The sequence below is a fragment of the uncultured Dysosmobacter sp. genome (assembly GCF_947631165.1).
Lineage (GTDB): Bacteria > Bacillota > Clostridia > Oscillospirales > Oscillospiraceae > Oscillibacter.
The window spans coordinates 1-19519 of sequence record NZ_CANRKH010000024.1; the positions used below are offsets into that span (position 1 = coordinate 1).

The 19519-nt window shown below is 62.3% G+C and carries 19 protein-coding genes and 1 other RNA gene; 15 read left to right on the forward strand and 5 right to left on the reverse strand.

What is annotated here, in order from left to right; translation table 11 throughout:
• The first annotated feature begins 173 nt into the window (after positions 1-173).
• The 4 genes from ffs to Q0Z69_RS11525 all read left to right on the forward strand — a co-directional run bounded on the left by ffs (position 174) and on the right by Q0Z69_RS11525 (position 4535).
• An RNA gene (gene ffs, locus Q0Z69_RS11510) (signal recognition particle sRNA small type) lies at positions 174-273 on the forward strand.
• 37 nt (positions 274-310) lie between these two features.
• The gene (gene dnaX / locus Q0Z69_RS11515; protein ID WP_298033573.1) at positions 311-2005 is read left to right on the forward strand and encodes a DNA polymerase III subunit gamma/tau; all 1695 of its coding nucleotides are present in this window, start codon (positions 311-313) and stop codon (positions 2003-2005) included.
• Positions 2006-2019: 14 nt separating this feature from the next.
• Positions 2020-2382, forward strand: coding sequence for a YbaB/EbfC family nucleoid-associated protein (locus tag Q0Z69_RS11520; protein ID WP_298033576.1), 363 nt, complete (start codon positions 2020-2022; stop codon positions 2380-2382).
• A 326-nt stretch (positions 2383-2708) separates the two neighbouring features.
• On the forward strand, positions 2709-4535 hold the full coding sequence (locus tag Q0Z69_RS11525) for a DUF4127 family protein (RefSeq protein WP_298033578.1): 1827 nt from the start codon (positions 2709-2711) through the stop codon (positions 4533-4535).
• A gap of 63 nt (positions 4536-4598) precedes the next feature.
• On the opposite strand, the gene Q0Z69_RS11530 is transcribed toward Q0Z69_RS11525, so the two are convergent.
• The gene (locus tag Q0Z69_RS11530) at positions 4599-5348 is read right to left on the reverse strand and encodes a hypothetical protein (RefSeq protein WP_298033581.1); all 750 of its coding nucleotides are present in this window, start codon (positions 5346-5348) and stop codon (positions 4599-4601) included.
• A 227-nt stretch (positions 5349-5575) separates the two neighbouring features.
• On the opposite strand from Q0Z69_RS11530, the gene Q0Z69_RS11535 reads away from it, so the two are divergent.
• Genes Q0Z69_RS11535 through Q0Z69_RS11555 form a run of 5 tightly spaced genes read left to right on the forward strand, consistent with a single transcriptional unit; the run spans position 5576 to position 9221 of the window.
• A complete protein-coding gene (locus Q0Z69_RS11535; protein WP_298033584.1) occupies positions 5576-6646 on the forward strand; it encodes an FAD:protein FMN transferase in 1071 nt (356 codons plus the stop codon).
• Positions 6624-7031, forward strand: a complete 408-nt coding sequence (locus Q0Z69_RS11540) for a NusG domain II-containing protein (protein WP_298033586.1) — start codon at positions 6624-6626, stop codon at positions 7029-7031. The genes Q0Z69_RS11535 and Q0Z69_RS11540 overlap by 23 nt, the downstream gene beginning before the upstream one ends.
• A 10-nt stretch (positions 7032-7041) precedes the next feature.
• On the forward strand, positions 7042-7551 hold the full coding sequence (locus Q0Z69_RS11545; RefSeq protein WP_298033589.1) for a Gx transporter family protein: 510 nt from the start codon (positions 7042-7044) through the stop codon (positions 7549-7551).
• Positions 7552-7581: 30 nt separating this feature from the next.
• On the forward strand, positions 7582-8574 hold the full coding sequence (locus Q0Z69_RS11550) for a 2-hydroxyacid dehydrogenase (protein WP_298033592.1): 993 nt from the start codon (positions 7582-7584) through the stop codon (positions 8572-8574).
• 14 nt (positions 8575-8588) lie between these two features.
• Positions 8589-9221: a formate/nitrite transporter family protein gene (locus tag Q0Z69_RS11555; RefSeq protein ID WP_298033595.1), complete on the forward strand. Its 633-nt coding sequence runs from the start codon at positions 8589-8591 to the stop codon at positions 9219-9221.
• 188 nt (positions 9222-9409) lie between these two features.
• On the opposite strand, the gene Q0Z69_RS11560 is transcribed toward Q0Z69_RS11555, so the two are convergent.
• Together Q0Z69_RS11560 and Q0Z69_RS11565 are read right to left on the reverse strand one after the other, a co-directional pair.
• Complete coding sequence (locus tag Q0Z69_RS11560) at positions 9410-10138, reverse strand: hypothetical protein (protein ID WP_298033598.1); 729 nt, start codon at positions 10136-10138, stop codon at positions 9410-9412.
• A 73-nt stretch (positions 10139-10211) separates the two neighbouring features.
• On the reverse strand, positions 10212-11486 hold the full coding sequence (locus Q0Z69_RS11565; protein WP_298033602.1) for a LysM peptidoglycan-binding domain-containing protein: 1275 nt from the start codon (positions 11484-11486) through the stop codon (positions 10212-10214).
• A 146-nt stretch (positions 11487-11632) separates the two neighbouring features.
• Between Q0Z69_RS11565 and Q0Z69_RS11570 the strand changes: the two genes are divergently transcribed.
• Both Q0Z69_RS11570 and Q0Z69_RS11575 read left to right on the forward strand, forming a co-directional pair.
• The gene (locus Q0Z69_RS11570; RefSeq protein ID WP_298033605.1) at positions 11633-12544 is read left to right on the forward strand and encodes a LysR family transcriptional regulator; all 912 of its coding nucleotides are present in this window, start codon (positions 11633-11635) and stop codon (positions 12542-12544) included.
• A gap of 80 nt (positions 12545-12624) precedes the next feature.
• Positions 12625-13338, forward strand: a complete 714-nt coding sequence (locus Q0Z69_RS11575) for a ZIP family metal transporter (RefSeq protein WP_298033608.1) — start codon at positions 12625-12627, stop codon at positions 13336-13338.
• Between the two features lie 84 nt (positions 13339-13422).
• Here Q0Z69_RS11575 and Q0Z69_RS11580 read toward each other — a convergent pair whose 3' ends face one another.
• Positions 13423-14130: a response regulator gene (locus Q0Z69_RS11580; protein ID WP_298033609.1), complete on the reverse strand. Its 708-nt coding sequence runs from the start codon at positions 14128-14130 to the stop codon at positions 13423-13425.
• Positions 14131-14182: 52 nt separating this feature from the next.
• A complete protein-coding gene (locus Q0Z69_RS11585; RefSeq protein ID WP_298033612.1) occupies positions 14183-15250 on the reverse strand; it encodes a DUF4118 domain-containing protein in 1068 nt (355 codons plus the stop codon).
• Positions 15251-15628: 378 nt separating this feature from the next.
• On the opposite strand from Q0Z69_RS11585, the gene Q0Z69_RS11590 reads away from it, so the two are divergent.
• From Q0Z69_RS11590 to Q0Z69_RS11605, 4 genes are all read left to right on the forward strand, one after another.
• On the forward strand, positions 15629-16081 hold the full coding sequence (locus Q0Z69_RS11590) for a terminase small subunit (protein ID WP_298033614.1): 453 nt from the start codon (positions 15629-15631) through the stop codon (positions 16079-16081).
• Complete coding sequence (locus Q0Z69_RS11595) at positions 16074-17318, forward strand: PBSX family phage terminase large subunit (protein WP_298033617.1); 1245 nt, start codon at positions 16074-16076, stop codon at positions 17316-17318. Before Q0Z69_RS11590 ends, Q0Z69_RS11595 begins: the two co-directional genes overlap by 8 nt.
• A 34-nt stretch (positions 17319-17352) precedes the next feature.
• A complete protein-coding gene (locus Q0Z69_RS11600) occupies positions 17353-18513 on the forward strand; it encodes a serine/threonine protein phosphatase (protein WP_298033619.1) in 1161 nt (386 codons plus the stop codon).
• A 65-nt stretch (positions 18514-18578) separates the two neighbouring features.
• The gene (locus Q0Z69_RS11605; protein ID WP_298033621.1) at positions 18579-19421 is read left to right on the forward strand and encodes a hypothetical protein; all 843 of its coding nucleotides are present in this window, start codon (positions 18579-18581) and stop codon (positions 19419-19421) included.
• Positions 19422-19519 lie beyond the last annotated feature (98 nt).

Genomic DNA, 19519 nt, shown 5'->3' on the forward strand with positions numbered 1-19519 from the left:
AACAACTTCCCTATGAGGCCTCTCCGTTGGCTTTCTCCTCTTGACTTCGCTGTCCAATATGTTTGACAATCCTACAGTCTGATTTTTCAGAAATTAAAATTTTCAGTTGCGTATTGGAAAAGAATATAGTACAATAAATAGGCAAATCAAATAGTCCTCCGCATACAGCTGCGGAGCCGGTCTCGCGCAATGGGACCCTGCGAATCATGTCAGGCGGGGAACCGAGCAGCATTAAGCGGGATGTTCCATGTGCCGCGAGGGCGCCGGTTCCGTAGCTGCATGCGGAGGACTTTGTACAAGGAGGGGCGGCATGTATCAGGCCTTGTATCGAAAATGGCGGCCCAAGGTGTTTTCCGATGTCATTGGGCAGGCCCATATCACGGAGACCCTGCGAAAGCAGGTGTCCGAGGGCCGGACTTCCCACGCCTACCTGTTCACCGGGACCCGGGGCACCGGCAAGACCACCTGTGCCAAGATCCTGGCCAAGGCTGTCAACTGCGAGCATCCAGTGGGTGGAGATCCCTGCTGCGCCTGTCCATCCTGTCTGGGTATCGAGAATGGAAGCTTTCTGGACGTGCTGGAGCTGGACGCCGCCTCCAACAACGGTGTGGACCAGGTGCGCGCTCTGCGGGACGAGGCCATTTACTCCCCTGCCAATGTGAAAAAACGGGTCTACATCGTGGACGAGGTCCACATGCTGTCGACCCCGGCGTTTAACGCACTGCTGAAGATCCTGGAGGAGCCGCCGGAGCATCTGATGTTCATTTTGGCCACCACGGAGCTGCACAAAGTCCCGGCGACGATCCTGTCCAGGTGCCAGCGCTTCTCCTTCAAGCGCATCACGCCGCTGGACATCGCAGCCCGGCTGCGGTATGTAGCGGAGCGGGAGAATATCGATCTGCGGCCGGACGGGGCGGAGATCCTGTCCCGGTTGGCGGACGGCGCTCTGCGGGACGGCCTGAGTCTGCTGGATCAGTGCGCTGCAGCGGGCGGCGCTATTGACAGCGCCGCCGTGCTGGAGGTGTTGGGGCTGGCGGGGAATCTTCAGACCGCGCAGATGCTGGAGCACATCCTGCGGCGGAATGCCAAGGAGGCCCTGCTGTTGCTGGACCGGATGTATACCGGCGGCAAGGATGTGGGCGCGGTGTTGGGCGAGCTGTCCACACTGGTGCGGGATCTGCTGCTGCGGCGGACCGCACCGGAGGGCGGCGCTGCGCTGCTGTCCGGCGGTTATGACGCCGCAACTCTGGACCGGCTGGGCAAGGACGTGTCCAGCGGACGGTTTTTATATCTGGCGTCCACCTTGCAGAAGGCGACGGCGGACATGTATTACAGCTCCAACCGCCGGACGGATGCGGAGCTGTGCGTGATCCGATTGTGCGACGAAAGCCTGTCCGGCGACCTTACGGCGCTGGAGAGCCGCATCCAGCGGCTGGAGGAGGCCGCCGCCCGAGGACAGATCGTTCGGGAGGCAGTGACGCGAAGCGACGCCCCAGCACAGCGAGCCGGGGACCGCCCGCCTTGGGAGGAGTCTCTGCCTCAAGCGGCGGAGGAACCGCCTATACCTGAAGAAGAGCCGCCTGCACCGGAGGAACCCGGAGAGCAGGTATTCGATATTCCTCAGGAGCTGCCGCAGACAGAAGCGGCGAAAACGCCGGAGCAGGTCCCGCCTCGGACGGCCCCGGCGGGAGACGGCGGCTGGTGGAGAGCCTTGGCGGAGAGCTGCAAGGGCCGTCTGCCGCCGATGTATCGGGTCTTTCTGGATCTGTGCGGCGGCGTGCTGGAGGGAGACTGCCTGACAGTCTACGCGCCGGACGAGATCACGCTGGGCCGGCTGGACAACGACCGGGTTAGGGGCACCCTCAGTGAGGAGGCCGCCAGGGCCGCCGGGATGACGGTGCGGCTGCTGTTCCGCATCGGGGAGCCGCCCAAGGCGTCCCCCCAGGAAAATCTGAAAAACCTGCTGAAATTCGGCAGTCAGTTTGACAACATTGAGATCAAGTAAAGGAGAACAGGACCATGGGATACAGTGCAAGACGTGGTTTTACCAACGGAAAGGTGTCCGGCGCGGCCCGGCAGGCGGAGATGCAGCAGAAGCTGATGGAGATGCAGGAGGCCATGAACGCCGCCCAGGAGCATGTGGAGGCCCAGGAGTTTACGGCCAGCGTGGGAGGCGGTGCCGTGGAGGCCAAGGTCAACGGTAAGAAGGAAGTGCTGGCTGTGACCATCAAGCCAGAGGCTGTGGACCCGGAGGACGTGGAGATGCTGCAGGACATGGTGGTATCCGCCGTCAACGAGGCGCTGCGCCAGGCGGGCGAGGCCATGGAGAAGAGCATGAACAATGTGACCGGGGGACTGAATCTGGGCTCCCTGGGACTTTAAAGTGGGGACTGAGTCCCCCCTTTAGATCCCCCCTCCAGTGATACTGGTCACTGGAGCCGCCGCCCCCGGCGGCTGGGGTCAAAGTATTTTCGCCGGGTACAGAAGGTAAATTGCCCCACAGGGGCAAGAGAGGCCCCTCTGGAGGGCGCCCTGGCGAAAATGATTAAAATTGCTTCTTCCGCTTTTTGCGGAAGAACTGGGGAAACCACAGGTTTCCCCTAGCCCCTTTCCCTGGGCTTGTGGGTAGGGAGAGAGCGGCCCACATGGTGTCATGCGGGCTGTTTTGACAGACGGGATAGAGACGCCCGATAGGAGGTGCGCGGCATATGAGGAGAAACAAGCTGCTGGCGGCGATGCTGGCCTGTCTGCTGCTGACCGGATGCGGGGCAAAGCGGACGGAGCCGCTGGCGGAAGAGCCTGCGGCGGAGGGGCCGGAGATCGCCTATGTGCCCCTGGATGACCGGCCGGACAATGTGGAGCGGGTCGTGTATCTGGCAGAGAGCCTGGGCTATACCTTGGCCATGCCGGAGGCGGTGCTGTATCAGACCCGCCTGGACGGGCAGCCCCGAAATTTTGACAGCCTTCAGCGGGGAGAACCATGGTCTCTGTTCACCTGGGTCCTGGAACAGGAGGCGGAGGGCTGTGACCGCTACATCCTCTCCCTGGACCAGCTCTGCTCCGGGGGACTGGTCAGCTCCCGGGCCATGACGGAGGATACGCTGGAGCTGCCGGGAGGCGGGACCGTCTTGGCCTCCCAGCTGATCGAAGAGCTGCTGACGGCCCTGGCCGCCGACAAGAACAATGTGGTCTGGCTGCTGGACAGCGTGATGCGGCTGGCCCCCACCGTGGGCTATGAAGGCGGGACCCTGGAGGAATACAACGCCCTGCGGGCCTACGGCGCGGAGGGGCGGCCCGTTTTGACCGGCCAGGCGCTGACGGTGGAGAATATCATAGCGGATTACCGGCTGGGTGGAGACGGGACGGAGCTGGACCCGGCGGCGTTCGGCCTGACAGAGGTGCAGGTCGAGGAATATCTGACTGTCCGGCAGCGGAAGCTGGCCCTGGCGGACGAGGTGATATCACTGGTGCGGGACAGCGGCGCGGAAAATTTCCATGTGCTGATCGGCATCGATGATTCTTCCGAGGAGGATTCCATCCAGAAAAACGAGATCGCCTACCTGCGGAGCCGTTTGAGGGAGGAGGACGCCCTGCTGTCCGGTGTGGACGACCTGGCCTTCAAGGCGGCGGCGAAGCTGTATCTAGAGGAGAATGCCTGGGGGGACAGGCCGGTCCATGTGGGCATTTCCTACTACGGCGGGACGGAGGACCAGCCTGCCTGCGATTATGACTACAAGCCGCTGAAGGAGATCGTGGAGGAACATTTGGACTTTTTCGGCGCGTATCAGCTCTCCGGCGGGAGCGGCGCGGCGGATGTGGAGCTTCTGGTGCTGACCCAGCCGGATACGGCAGCTTGGGAAGCGGCGAAACTGACCCAGGCGGAAAGGGACAGATTCAAAAAGAACGCATGCACCAACCTGGTGGAGTGGCTGGGGACATTTCGGAACCAGCATGTGCCGGTCATCCTGATCGATGCCAGCAACGGTGCTTATGGCAATGCCCTTCAGGAGGCACTGACAAAAGAGGCGGAACTGGGATATCTGCTGAGCTACGCCGGTTTTTTGGACATGGCCATTGTCACTGGCACGGCGCTGAGTCACGGGCTTGCCCGCTACGCCGTTTTGAAGGGCGGGGCGAACACGGACGCGATGGACCGGGCTTGGGCCAGGACCCTGGCGGACAGCGTCATCAAGGACTTCTGCTATAAGCATGTGGTACGGGAGGACCTGTTGGCCCATATCCGCAATGACCTGGGGGGCGACCCCAACAACTTCTGGGTCCCGGACATCGACCGGGAGGCCATTCTGGCCCGGCTGGAGAGCGGCATGGCCGCCGCATCGGCAGAGGTGATCCGCAATCTGGAACGGAGCAATATGATCGCATCTCTGGAACCCTATGAGGAAGTTGGCTGGGGCGGCATCCAGCTGGCCAACTACCGTTTTCCTTGGGACCGGGCCTTTGAGATCGGCGTGGACATTAAACTGGGGGCCTTTACGGAGCCGCACAAAAAGGCCCTGGGGCTTTACTGGCAATGAGCTGCCGCTGAACATGAAAAACCGGGACCGTCACAGACGGTCCCGGTTTTTTGGAATCAATCGTTAAAGCTGTTTGACCGTGTAGTACACAGCCAGTCCAAATACCACCATGGCCAAAGCCCACATGGCGTAGTATGCGATGGTGCTGCTGACCAGGGCCACGGCGATGGCTGCGATGGAGAGGCCGCAGGCCACGTAGACGGGCAGGGGGTCGGCCTTGGGGGGGAGCAGCCTGCCCAGCTTGCCGTTTTTGGTCAGATAGACCACGGCGGCCAGAAGAACGAGGTAGACCGCGGCGGCGATCTTCACATAAAGGCCCAGATATACGCTGCTCAGCACGCGGCGGCAGACCCACAGGACGATGAGAGAGACGCCCAGGATGGTCAGGGACAGGGCGCACTCCCGGTCATACAGGCTCCAGAGAATGCCTAGCAGCATGACCACGGGGACCACCACGACCAGGAGGGTCAGGGTGGACATGTTCCAGCGGACCAGAAGGGCGGCGGCTGCCGCGAACAGTCCCACGCCGGTCACGCCCCAGCCCAGGACCCGTTTGCGCTTGTCGGCCCGCCACAGCAGGCTCAGCGCCACGCCAACGGCCAGGATGACCGCCCCGGCGCCGGCCAGGACCCAAAGATACGTATCAAACCAGGCGATCCGCTGCAATTCGGAATCGGCGTTGATATAGAAACGGCGGATCAGCAGGAGATACAGCTCTGCCACACAGCAGACCAGGAAAAACTTCATGGTGCCGGTCATAGGCTCGTCCCGCTTGACAGGCTTGGATCTACCGTTTTTGGGATTCTTTGGCATATATAAAGACCTCCAGGGTTGTTTCTTATTTCGTAGAAGGACCGGCAGCAAAAAGAGAAGCGCCGACATTCCTTAATAGTATAGCAGACTTTGCCTCCATTTGCAAGGGCAACTGGGAAGGCTTTTTGAAGTTTTTCATTTCCGGATGGATCGGGGATTGAGAAGTAAAGAAAGACATGATATACTACTTTATTATGCGACTTTTACGAAAGAGGGATGCAGGATATATGAAACGTTTGATGGCAGCCCTGATGGCGGCGCTGACGCTGGGATTGAGCGGCTGCGCCATGACGCCCGCCGACCCGGACGAAGCCCAGGAGAGCATCCAGGTCATCGCCATGGATACGGTGATGATCTTCAGTGTTTATGGAGAGAAAAGCACCCACGCCGCCTACGCGGCAGAGGACGAAGTGCGGCGGTTGGAGGGATTGCTGTCACGGACGGAGCCGGACAGCGACGTATCTCGGCTGAACGCCGCTCCGGCGGGGGAAGAGGTGACAGTGTCGGAGGATACCCGGACGCTGCTGGAGGCGGCACAGCTTTACAGCAAAATAACGGATGGGACCTTTGACTGTACCCTGGCACCGGTGTCCTCCGCCTGGGGCTTTACGGAGGACAGCTTCCGTGTCCCCTCCCGGACGGAACTGAACGGTCTGCTGAAAAACGTGGGCTGGGACAAGTTTCATCTGTCTGAGGGGCAGAGTTTGGCGGCGTCCCACGACGAGGGCGTGGAGATCGACCTGGGCGGCATCGCCAAGGGCTATGTCACCGATGCGATCGCCAAGATCCTGGAGGAAAACAACATTCCCCGGGCCACTATCAGCCTGGGGGGCAATGTGCTGGTCTGGGGCGACCGGCCCGACGGCACGCCTTGGCGCATAGGCATCCAGGACCCGGCCCGGGTGGATGTGGCCGATGGTTACGCAGGCTTTTTGAATCTGACCAACGCTTTTGCCGTGACTTCCGGCGGCTATCAGCGGTATTTTGAAGAGGATGGCAAGACTTATCACCACATCATCGACCCGGCTACGGGATGTCCGGCGGACAGTGGGCTGACCTCTGTTACTGTGGTGGCGGACTGGGAACAGGGCGAGAGCAATGGAACCCTGTGCGACGCACTGTCCACGGCGCTGTTTGTTATGGGGGAGGAAAAGGCTCTGGACTTCTGGCGGACCAGCGGCTCCGGCTTTGAGCTGGTGCTGGTGACGGAAGATGGACGGGTGGTGTCAACTGACGGCCTGACGGACTGCTTCGCGCCAGACGAGACCAGCGGGTATGCCTATGAGACGGTCTCCTAAGCTGCGGCCCGGCGCCTGGGACGCCCTGGTGGTCCTGGCGGTGGCGCTGCTGGCACTGGGCTGTGGCCTGATGCTCTGGGGTCGGGAGACCACGGCGGAGACCTTGACGGCGGTGGTGTCTGTGGACGGCCGGGAAGTGGAGCGTGTTGTATTAGACGAAGCCGTTGGAGAACGGGACTATTCCGGGAACGGATATACGCTGACAGTGGGATTCAGGCCGGAGGGGGTCACTGTTCTGGAGGCGGACTGCCCCACGCAGGACTGCGTCCGCACCGGGACCATAACCCGGAGCGGACAGAGCATCGTGTGCCTGCCGGGACGGATCATCATCCAACTGACCGGCGGGCCGGTGGACGGGAATGCCCCGGATGTGGTGATCGGATAAGGAAGTTGGTATGAAGCTGACGACGAAGCAATTGACACTGTGCGCTTTACTGACCTGCATGGCGCTGGCTTTGAGCTATATGGAGGGCCTTTTTCCGGTCCTCATTCCTCTGCCGGGCGTGAAGCTGGGACTGGCCAATATCGTGACGGTGTTTGCCCTGTACGCCCTGGGACCGGGACAGGCGCTGCTGATCCTGCTGGGGCGGTGCCTGCTGGGTGCGGTGTTTGCCGGAAATATGAGTGCGCTGCTGTTCTCCCTGCTGGGGGGCACCGCCGCCATGCTGATGATGATCGGCTTGTCCCGGCTGCGGGGACTCTCTGTATACGGCGTGTCCATCGGCGGGGCGGCGGCCCACAACTGCGGCCAGGTGGCGGCGGCCATTTTGACGCTGGGAAACACAGCTCCTCTGTATTATCTGCCGGTGTTGCTGGGGGTATCCCTGCTGACGGGGGCAGTGACGGGCCTGGTGTCCGCCTGCCTGTTCCGGGCGCTGGCCCACACAGGGCTGGCACTGGGCTGATATGTATTTGGAAGAAAAGAGGAAGATACCATGAAAGTACTTGCGCTGAGCGATCCAAGACGGTATGCGCGCTTTGCGCCCAAGGAGGACCCGGCCTACCAGGCGGCGGAGCTGATCTTCTGCGACCGGGAGGCACCAGAAGAGGAATGGCTGGCTGCCGGCGGCGATGCGGAAGCGCTGTTTGTGCTGCCGGTGACTTGGATCCGGGAGAGCCTGATCGCCCGGATGCCCAATTTGAAGATGATCCACAGCGAGGGCGTGGGCTTTGACCGCATCGACCTGGAGGCGGCCCGGAAGCGGGGCATTTACGTGTGCAATAATGCCGGGTGCAATGCCGGGCCAGTGGCGGAGATGGCGGTGATGATGATGTCCATGCTGCTGCGCCGGACCCTGTGGGGCGACCGGATGGTGCGGGCCGGACAGCAGGGCCAGGCGGTGCGAACACTGGAAGGCAATGTGCCGAGGGACCTGGCCTCCGCCGCTGTGGGGCTGGTGGGCTTCGGAGCCATCGGCCAGGCCACGGCGAAGCGGCTGCGGGCCAACGGCAGCCAAGTATATTATTACGCCCGTCATCGGCGGGACGAGACGGTGGAGCAGGCCCTTGGGGCAGCGTATCTGCCCCTGGAGGAGCTGACGGCCCGGTGTGACATCGTGAGCCTGCACCTGCCCGCCACGGCGGAGAGCATCCATATGGTGGACCGGGATTTTTTGACCCGGATGAAGCCCGGGAGCTTTTTGGTGAACACCGCCCGGGGGGCCATCATCGACGACGAGGCGCTGTGCGCGGCCCTGCGCTCCGGCCATCTGGCGGGAGCGGCGCTGGATGCCTACGCCCCGGAGCCTGTCCCGGCGGACCATCCCCTGGTGCGGCTGGCGGCGGAGATGCCGGACACGCTGGTGCTGTGTCCCCATCAGGCGGGGATCACCGAGACGTCGTTTTACCGAGTCTACCAAATGCTGTTTGGAAACCTGGGGCGACTGATGGCTGGGCAGCGCCCTGACCGGATCGTAAATGGACTATGAGAGGAGGACTTCACATGAACAAGCGGATCGCTTCATTTTTGGATTCTGTCTTGGGCGGTATCTGCATCGGCATTGGGGGGACAGTGTTCCTCTCCTGCGAGAACAAGGTGGTGGGCGCAGTGTTTTTCTGCCTGGGCCTGTTTGCCATTTGCACCTTTGGTTTCAACCTGTTCACCGGAAAGGTGGGCTATATCTTTGAGCGGCCTCGAAGCTACACGGGCTTTGTACTGTCGGTGTGGCTGGGGAATCTGGTGGGGACCGGGCTGGTGGGCTACGGCATCCGGCTGACCCGCATCGCCGGGATCACGGAGAAAGCGGCGGCCATGTGTCAGGCAAAGCTGGACGATAACCTGCTCTCCATCTTCATATTATCGATTTTCTGCAACATATTGATGTTTATCGCGGTGGACGGCTTTCAGAAGAATCCCCATGAGGTGGGGAAGTACATCGGCATTTTCCTGGGGGTCACGGTGTTCATTCTGTGTGGCTTTGAGCACTGTGTGGCCAACATGTTCTATTTCTCCGCCGCCAACGTGTGGGGCGGCAGGGCGCTGCTCTATATGCTGGTGATGACCGCCGGAAATACCTGCGGCGGCGTGCTCATTCCGCTGTGCCGGATGGTGAGGCGGAAGGCGGAAGAGGATTGAGCGAAGGTCCGTGCCATCGGCACGGGCTTTCGTTTTTTATGCAGGTCCCTTCCGGCGGTCCAACAGCGAGGCTGCCGTTTTGCAGACCTTGGGATCGCAGTTGCTCTCTGCGGCGCGGTGGGACCAGAGGGAAAAAGAAGAGCGCTCCCATGGCTGGAAAGCTGCCGAACATGGAAAGAGACCGCCGGTCAGGCGGTCTCCTGTTTGTTTTTCGGCGGAGCGCCGGCGTCCCAAAAATATTTGGCAATGATCCAGCCCAGGCCCAGCAGCATCACACAGAACACGTAGACCATGTTGATCTCGGCGGAACCGATGCCGGGGGATGGGACGGAATCGTCGGAGGCCAGGTAGGTCCAGTGGTCCAATTCGTTTCCGTCGGCGTCATAGAGGTGGATGTCCGGGAAATAATTCCGGTCCGTCTCGTAGACATGGAAAAAGCTTGGCTCTGTCACATCGCCTTCCGCCATCAGCGTACCGTCGTTTTCCAGATTGGCCTGGACCTTGTAATGGGCGATCTCCGGCGGACAGTCAGCGGCAAAGACGATCCGAATATCCCGGTCCTTCAGCGTGAAGCTCCGCAGGGCTGCGCCTCCGCCGTAGGAGGCGTTCAGAGGCTGCCAGCCGCCCAAAGCGCCCCGGCGGAACTGGATATAGCCCAGGAGGCCGTCGATCTCACTGTCGGTAAAGGTGAGAACGCGGCGGTCACCCAGCGTTTTGTCGTGGAGGAGCACCGGATGGAGAACGGCGCGCAGACTGCCGTCGCTTGGCGCGTCGGCGGAGGCATATTCGCGGATGGCCTCCAGCTTCTGCGCCTCTGTGCGGAGCGTCCAGAAGTCCCCCTTGTACAGGAGCCAGGCGGCCAAAAGCGTCAAAACGGCCAGGACGGCGGCCAACAGGCGGTGGAAATCGATCTTCATAGGTGGTCTCTCCTTTGGTGCCTTTTATCTCATTATACAACCGGGAGAGCAAAAACCCACGAAAAATTTTCGATCAATCGACATCGTACAGGGAATCCAGCACCAGCCAGGTCTGGGAGAAGGGGCGCATCAGGTTCCAGAAGCCCGCGCCCCGGAAACCGTATTCCGCGATGAGACGCAGTTTGGCGGCCATGCTGCGGGCATCCTCGAACCAGACCTCGTGGACAGTGCCGCCAGCGTCGGTATAGTGGAAAAAGGGGGATTGGGCCGTTTCGTCGTACTGGATGGCGATGCTGTGCTCCACCGCCAGCTCGATGGCCCGCTGGTTGGAGATGGACTGCGCCCGGGTGACGCCCTGAACAAAAGGAAGGGGCCAGTCGTAGCCATAGTTGGGAACGCCCAGGAAGATCTTTTCCGCTGGGATCTCCGTAACGGCGTAATCCAGCACTGCCCGGACGTTGGGCAGGGGGGCAACGGCCATGGGCGGCCCGGCAGTATAGCCCCATTCGTAGGTCATCAGAAGGACGCTGTCTACGGCGGCGGAGACAGCGGCGTAGTCGTGGCCTTCATACAGAAGGCCCGGCTGGGTGGCGGAGGTCTTGGGGGCCAGAGCCGCCCAGAGGAAGCGGCCTTGGGCGTGGAGCAGCCGCTGGAGGCGGGCAAGGAAGTCCGCGTAGGCCTGGGCCAGATAACCGGGGAGGTACTCAAAGTCTACGTCCAGACCGCCATAACCCTTTTGGAGCAGAGTCCGCAGCACTTCCTCCACCAGCTGGCCCTGCAGCGGGGCGTCCGTCAGGACCAGCTCCGCAAGGCGCACGTCAAACTGACCGGATCCCGTCAGGGTGGAGAGGTGCATCACCGGCTGGACGCCCCGCTGGCGAGCGGCGGAGAGCATGGCATCGTCCTCCAGCGGCAGCAGGCCGCCGGAGGCGGTGAGCCCGTAGGTGAAGGGGGCCAGATAGGTGAGATAGGGCAGCTGAGCCGCCAGCAGGCCGTTGTCGATGTAGGGATAGGCGTAGCCGTTGAAGGCGGCGGCCCCCAGCTTTTGGTCAAAATAGGAGACGACCAGGTCCTGGCCGGGGACCAGAGCCGTGCCGCCGCCCAACTGCCAGTTGTTCCGCCAGAGCTGACGGACGGTGACGCCATAGACATTGGCGATAGAGGACAGCGTGTCGCCGGGACGGACGGCGTGGACCTGCCGGGGAAAACGGACCACAAGCGTTTGCCCCACCGCCAGGGCGCCGCCGGAGGGAACGGCGTTGTCGGCGGCCAGGCGGGCGGGGTCCACACCATAGTAGGCGGCGATGGAGGCGACGGTCTCGCCGGAGCGGACCACATGGATCATCATGGAACGATCACCCCTTGACTGAATAGTATGAGACGGTTTCCTCCACTCTATGCGGAATGGGGAAGAGATATGCGAAAAATGGCTTGCCTTCATCGGGGGCATGAGATATGATATAGATGAGAAATGTGGGTCCGGGAGGGATCGCCATGAATATTCGGAAATTCGAGGCGTTTGTGCGGGCGGTGGAGCTGGGGAGCCTGTCCAAGGCGGCGGAGGAATTGGGCTACACCCAGTCCGGCATCAGCCACATGATGCAGTCGCTGGAAGAGGAGATCGGCTTTTCCCTGATGGTGCGGACCTCCGCTGGTATCCAGCCCAACAGCGAGGGTGAGATGCTGCTGCCGGTGATCCGCCAGCTGCTGAACAGTAGCGAGACGCTGGAGCAGTATATCGCCAAGATCAAAGGGGCGGACACCGGACGCATCCGCATCGCCGCTTATCCCAGTGTGGCTACCTATTGGCTACCTGAGATCATCCGGGACTTTCAGAAGGATTACCCCAAGGTGGAGATCCAGATCATTGAGATGGGCTCCGGAGCCATTGAGAAGCTGATGGAGGAGCGGCAGGCGGAGCTGTGCATCTATGCCGGCGGCGAAGGAAAGAATTTTGAGTGGGTCCCACTGTGCCGGGACCGGATGCTTGCCTTGGTGCCGCCGGGCCACCGGCTGGCAGGACAGCGCTCGGTAGCTCTGGAGGAGCTGGCAGCGGAGGAGTTCATCATGCCTATGCCGGATTATGACGGCGAGGTGCGGTTCATCCTGAACAAGTTGGAGCGGTGGCCCCACATCCTATTTTCCGCCTGCAGCGATTATGCCATCATCAATATGGTGACGGAGGGGCTGGGGGTCTCCATACTGTCGGAACTGCTGCTGCGGAATTACAGCCACAGGGCCGCGGCGCTGCCCATGGACCCGTCCCAGGAGCGGGTGCTGGGCATGGGAGTGCCGCAGGTGCGGACCGCCTCCCCGGTGACACGGAATTTTATGCGGTATGTGGAGCGGTATGTAACGGAAAAGAGCGGAGCGGGCGGTGTTCTGTCCCGCGGAACGGCGGAATAGGATAGGACATCCGCGCGAGGGAGAAAAAACGGGCAGGAGGCCGGCGGGGCTTCCTGCCCTTGCTTGTTGGGAGGCGCTTTATGGCGGGGGAGGTCTTTTGGGTCACATTTCTGGCTGGCGTAGGCGGCACGGGACTGGGCGGCGTCGCCGGAGGGCTGTTCCGGCGGGAGTCTGAGCGGACGGTGAGCCTGCTGCTGAGCTTTGCCGCCGGGGTCATGGTGGCAGTGGTGTGCTTCGACCTGCTGGCAGAGGCTGCGGCGCCGGGACGGCTGTTTCCCGTGGCGGCGGGCATCCTGGCGGGATACGGCGTGACGGCAGGGCTGGGATATCTGCTGGAGCGAAGACGGCGACAGGAGAGCAGGCTGCTGCTGGCGGGACTGGTGATGGGGGCGGCTATCGCCCTGCACAACCTGCCGGAGGGAATGGCCATCGGAGCGTCCTTCGCCGGAGGCGGCGGTGGCTGGGCCATGGCTGCGGTCATCGGACTGCATAACGTCCCGGAGGGAATGGCGGTGGCGGCGCCCCTGGTGGCCGGAGGCCGAAAGCGGAGGTGGGCCGCCGCGCTGGCCGCCCTGGCGGGAGTGCCCACAGTGCTTGGGGCGGCGCTGGGGTATGGCCTGGGGACTATGGGACCCCTGGCGCTGACGACAACATTGAGCTTTGCCGCCGGGGCTATGCTGTATGTGGTGTTCGGCGAGCTGCTGCCGGAGGCGGAGGAGCTTTGGCGGAGCCGCGTTCCAGCGGTGGCGGCGGTGGCTGGCGTGGTAGCAGGGCTGATCATCACACGGGGATAGGCGGAGAGAAGAGATAGTTAAGGAAGCGCTTGGAATATGGAGCGGCCGGACCTGAGAAGGTCCGGCCGCTGTGTTATGTATGGATCAGCCGCCTTCCGCCAGGCGATAGCCCACGCCCACTTCGGTAAAAAGGTATTCCGGTTCGGCGGGATTCTTTTCGATCTTGCGGCGGATATTGGCCATGTTGACCCGGAGGATCTGGTTGTCGCCGCCGGCGCGGGGCCCCCACAACTCCTTGATGATAAAATCATAGGTCAGGACCTTGCCGGCGTATTTGCCCAGGAGGGCCACGATGCGGAATTCGCTGAGGGTCAGTTTGACGTTCTCGCCCCGGACCAGGGCCTGGTGCTTATTGTAATCGATGGTCAGGTCTCCCACGGTGTAGGTGCCCTTTTGGGCGATCTCATCGTTGCCGCTGGCGGTGCGGGTATGGCGGATGGCGGTGCGGACCCGGGCAAGCAGCTCAGCAGTGCCGAAGGGCTTGGTGAGATAGTCGTCGGCTCCCAGGTCCAGGGCCGTCACCTTGTCCCGCTCGTGGGAGCGGGCGGAGACCACTACCACCGGAAGGCTGGACCACTCCCGCAGCTGGCGGAGAATGTCCAGACCGTCCATATCGGGCAGGCCCAGGTCCAGAATGATCAGGTCCGGACAGTGCGAGGAGATCATGGACTGGGCCTCACTGCCGGAGCGGGCCTGCATGGTCTCGTATCCGTTGTTGTTGAGCACAGTGGAAATGAAGTGGGAGATGCTTTTTTCATCTTCCACCACAAGGATCTTTTCACGAATGTTCATGGCAGAGCCTCCTAATGATGAAATACTATGCGGCGGGGCAGTGTGAGCCGGGTCATCCTTCCAGGGGCAGGGTGAAGGAGAATTCCGCGCCTTCCGGCAGGTTTTGAGCCTCCAGCGTGCCGCCGTGGGCGCGGACGATGGCCAGGCACACCGACAGGCCGAGGCCCATGTTGCGCTTGCCGTCGCCGGAGGAGGTCTCGTTGTGCTTGAGAGTCCCGTCAAACAGGGTCGGCAGGACCTTTTCCGGGATGCCCGCCCCGTTGTCCCGCACGGAAAAGCGGGCAAAATTTCCCTCCGGCTGGACCGACAGATGGACGTGAGTGGCGGTCTTGCCATGGATGGCGGCATTTTCCAGCAGGTTGGAGAGGACTTGGCTGATCAGGATGGGGTCCATGGGGACCAGCAGCAGCGTGTCCGGCACCTCGACGGAAACGGTGAGCTGGGGGTAACGGCGGCGGAATTTGGGGATCACGCCGGCGATGACCTCCTCGGCGGCCTCAGGGCCCTTGGTGATGTGGGCCTGCTCGTCGCCGATGCGGGTGATAGACAGCAGGTTCTCCACCACCTGGATCAGCCACTGGGCGTCATCCCGGGCATCCTCCAGCAGTTCCCGCTGCTCCGCGGTGGAGAGACCGGGATTTTCCAGCAGAGCGGAGGTGGCACCTATGATGGAGGTGAGGGGAGTCCGGATATCGTGGGAGACGGAGCGGAGCAGATTGGCCCGCATTTTTTCCTTCTCGTTCTCCGCCCGCAGACGGTCCCTCTGCTTGGACTGGGTGGTGAGGGTGCTGGTGATGATGGAGACCATGAGAAAGGTGAAGAAAGTCAGCGGATAACCGGAAATGGTGAGGTCAAAGGCCCAATAGGGGAAGGTAAAGATGAAGTTGACGCAGATAACGCCCAGCACCGAGGCGATAAGACCGAAGAGATAGCCGGTGGTCAGGCGGGAGATCAGCAGCACCGCCAGCACGAAAACAGGGGAGGCAAAGCCCTCCACGCTGTCCAACATGCGGAGCAGGATGCACAGCCCTACCGCGCAGGACATGATGACGCCGGTGATCAGCAGATCCCGCCCGGAAAAGGGAAGCAGGCGGGAGAGGGAAAATTTGGAAGAACGCAAAGCGGCAGGCTCCTTTCCTTGGGGGGATCGGACACGGGGATCTTCAGTAAACAAGGGGCGGCTTTTCGAAGCACTTTGAGCGGTCGGCGGTGTTGATCCCGGCCGCCGGCAGGCCCATTGCCCTTTGTCCCCTGAGAATATTATAGCAGATGATCCGCTGTTCGTGAATAGTATACCAGACGAACTGTTAATTTGCCGCTAAAATTATTGACGGCGGCTGAACGGCGGCATATGCGGCATATTCAGATATGGATCGGGAGGAGGCGCGCTGGCGGTCAGCCGGCGCGTTTTTTTCGAATAATTTTGGAGCATTGCACGGCGGAGGGCAAAACCGGGGGCGCGGGAGGAACGTGTGGAACGAGGAAAGGAGCGTAGGTTTTGAGCGAACGGAGACGGTCATTCTGCCAGGCGTTTCTCCGCACCATGGACGCAGAGCAGGCGGCGGCGGAGAGTGGACGGCGGGACGGATACAGAGCATTGGGGAGCGGCGCGGTGCGGACAGCCCTGGATGAGATGCGGACCAGCGCGGCGGAGCAGGTGCGGCGGGAGGACGTGATCCGGCGGCTGGCACAGCTGGCCTTTGGGCGGGCCAACGACGCAGTGCGGCTGGCGCTGGCACCTGACGCAGTGGAGGCGGAGAAGCTGGAGCTGTCCGCCGTGGCGGAATTCAAGGTGACGGAAAAGGGCGTGGAGGTGAAGCTGGTGGACCGGGTGCGGGCGCTGGAGACCCTGTGGGGGCTGCTGGAGGAGCGGGGCGGCGGCGCGGAGGAGCTTTGCCGGGCCTTGGAGGAAGCGGCTGGGCGCATGGGGGACCATTGGGACGATGAATGAGATGGCAGGCTTTTCCGACAAGCAGATGTGGGTGATGTCCTGGTGGAAGCTGGAACGGTGGGAGGCCATCATCTGCGACGGAGCGATCCGCAGCGGAAAGACTTTTTCCATGGGGATGTCCTTTTTCATATGGGCGCAGACCGTGTTTACCGGCAGGCAGTTCGGTCTGTGCGGCAAGACCATCGGCGCTCTGCGGAGAAACCTGTTGACGGAGCTGATTCCACACCTGCGGCGGTTGGGCATGACGGTGAGAGAGCGGCGGGCGGAAAATGTGATAGTGGTGCGGTACATGGGTCATGAGAACCAGTTTCTGCTCTTTGGCGGCCGGGACGAATCCAGCGCGTCGCTGATCCAGGGCAGCACTCTGGCGGGAGTCCTGCTGGACGAGGCGGCGCTGATGCCCCGGTCCTTTGTGGAGCAGGCCATTGCCCGGTGCAGCGTGCCGGGGAGCCGGCTGTGGTTCAACTGCAACCCGGAGGGGCCGCAGCACTGGTTTTACCGGGAGTGGATCCTGAAGGCGAAGGAGCGGCGGGCGCTGCATCTGCACTTCACCATGGAGGACAATCCGGCGCTGACGGACCGCATCCGGGCCAGATACCAGCGGGCGTATTCCGGCGTGTTTTACCGGCGGTTCGTGCTGGGAGAGTGGACCGCCGCCCAGGGACTGGTATATGACTTCTTTGACCCGGAGCGAGACGCGGCGGAAGCGCCGGCGGGGCCGTTTCAGGAATGGCGGATCTCGGTGGATTATGGCACGGTGAATCCGGCTTCCTTTGGCCTTTGGGGACGGAAGGACGGCGTCTGGTACCGGGTCAAGGAGTACTACTACGATTCCCGCCGGGAGGGTGCGCAGCGGACCGACGGAGAGTATGCCGACGAACTGGAACGGCTGGCGGAGGGCCGGACCATCCGGCGGGTCATCGTGGACCCGTCGGCGGCCAGCTTCATCGAAGTCCTGCGGCGGCGGGGCTTTCCTGTGGTAAAGGCGGACAATGCCGTGACGGACGGCATCCGGATCACAGCGGATCTGCTGCGGACGGGGAGGATCGTGATCTGCCGAAGCTGCGGAGACTGCCTGCGGGAGATGAGCCTCTACTGCTGGGATGAGGAGCACGGAAGGGATTCGCCCCGGAAGGAGCATGACCACGCCATGGATGAGATGAGATATTTCGCGGTGGATGTGGTGAGGGGCGAGCGGAGCGGCTTCGCGGCAGTAGCGGTAGAACGGCGGCCATGAGCGAGCGGAGCAGCGGAAAATGATGGGAGGGAGCATGAAGGTGAAGTGGTTCAAGAAGGAGAAGGAGGCGGCGCTTCCGGCGGCGGTGCAGCTGCGTGACTGTGAGCACCATCCCTTTGGGATGCTGGGGGACTATGTGCCGCTGCGGAATGGAGAGACACGGCTTTACCGGGCTGTCCGGGAGGCGGTGCCGGTGGTGGACGCCGCTGTCTGCAAGATCATCCGCATGGTGGGCGGCGTGACGGCAAGCTGCGGAGACCCGGCGGCGGAGACGGCGCTGCGGGAATTTTTGCGGACAGTGCCGGTGGGACGGGGACAGTTTGGCGTCAACGCCTTTCTGGACAGCTATGTGGACTCCCTGCTGGTGTGCGGCCGGGCGGTGGGCGAGATCGTGCCGGCGGCGGGAAACCGGGACATCGGGGCGCTGCTGTGCGGCAGAGTGGAGGATATTGAGATCCAAGAGAGGGAGACACCCCTGACCTTTACCATTTGCGGACCCGATGAGCAGGGGCGGATGGCGGCGCTGCCCTATCAGGAGCTGCTGCTGTTTACGCCCCTCAACCCGGAGACGGGAAGCCCCTACGGCGTATCCATGCTGCGGTCGCTGCCCTTTTTGGCGGATATCCTGATGAAAATCTACAACACCGTGGGCGTCAACTGGGAGCGGTGCGGCAATGTGCGGTTTTCCGTGACCTGCCAGGGCGGCGACGGCGTGAGCGCGGCAGAGCGGAGCCGCCAGCTGGCGGAGGAGTGGTCCCGGGCCATGCGGGAGACCCGAAATGGCAGTGTGCGGGACTTTGTGGCCGTGGGCGGCGTGGATATCCGGGTCATCGGCGGCGACGCACCCATCCTGGACAGCCAGGTGCCGGTGCGGCAGATCATGGAACAGATCGTGGCAAAGACCGGCATCCCGCCCTTTATGCTGGGCCTGAGCTGGAGTTCTACTGAGCGGATGAGCGCCCAGCAGGCGGACCTGCTGACCACGGAGATCACCGCCATCCGCCGGGGCCTGACACCAGTGCTGGAGCGGATATGCAGGCTGTGGCTGCGGATGCATGGATTTACCTGCGGCTTTGAGATCGTCTGGGACGACATCAATTTGCAGGACCAGGTGGAGGAGGCCAAAGCGGCGCTTTATCAGGAGCAGGCGAGAAGGCTAAGATTGGAAAACGACGCCATGGAGAAACAGCGGTGAAAGAGGCCCCGGCGGGGCGGAAAAGCTTACAAGATGAAATATGGAATTGAGAAGGGGTGCGTGTAATGGATATCCGGGAAGAGCTGGCAGATATCAACCGGTTCGCCAAGACGGAGCTGACGGCGGAGCAGGTATATGCCTTTTCCGTGCGGCTGTGTGACAACGAGGTAGACCGGGATCTGGAACGGTTCGACACGGCGGCCATGGAGCGGCTGGGAGAGCTGTTTTTGGGCAAGAGCGGCATATTTGACCACCAGTGGTCCGCTCAGGGGCAGACGGCCCGCCTCTATCGGACTGAGGTGGTGCAGGAACCGGCTGTGACGACGGCGGCGGGGGATGCGTATTGCTGGCTGAAGGGCTGGGCCTATCTGCTGCGGACAGAGAAGAACCGGGAGCTGATCGCTGAGATCGAGGGCGGCATCAAAAAAGAGGTGAGTGTGGGTGTCAGTATGGGGCGGAGCGTGTGTTCCATCTGCGGCGCGGAGGCCGGAAGCTGCCAGCACGTCAAGGGACAGATATACGACGGGCGGATGTGTTTCACGGAGCTGCGGGACCCGGTGGACGCCTATGAGTGGTCCTTTGTGGCAGTGCCTGCCCAGCGGGGGGCAGGGATCCTGAAACGATTCGGCCAGGAGCGAGGCGACATGGCGGTGCTGGAAAAACAGGCGGCCCTGGGACGGAGATATCTGACGGAGCTGCGGCGGGAGGTGGTTCGTCTGGCCATGCTGGCGGATGACGGCCTGGACGGCCATGTGTTCGCCAAGGCGGCGGACCGGCTGGAGGAGCCGGAGCTGCTGGAGCTGAAGCGGGCCTATGGGGCCCAGGCCGCCCGGCGGTTCCCGGCGGCGCCCCAGCTGCGGGCAAGGCCCGCAGAGGCGCGGGGCGATGAAACGGTGTTCCTTGTCTGACACGGAGACGGGTCAAAACACGGCGGCGCTGCCCGGGGCAAGGAATGCAGCTGTGTTTGGCTGGTAATCCGCAAAGAGGGACAACAACATAGAAGGAG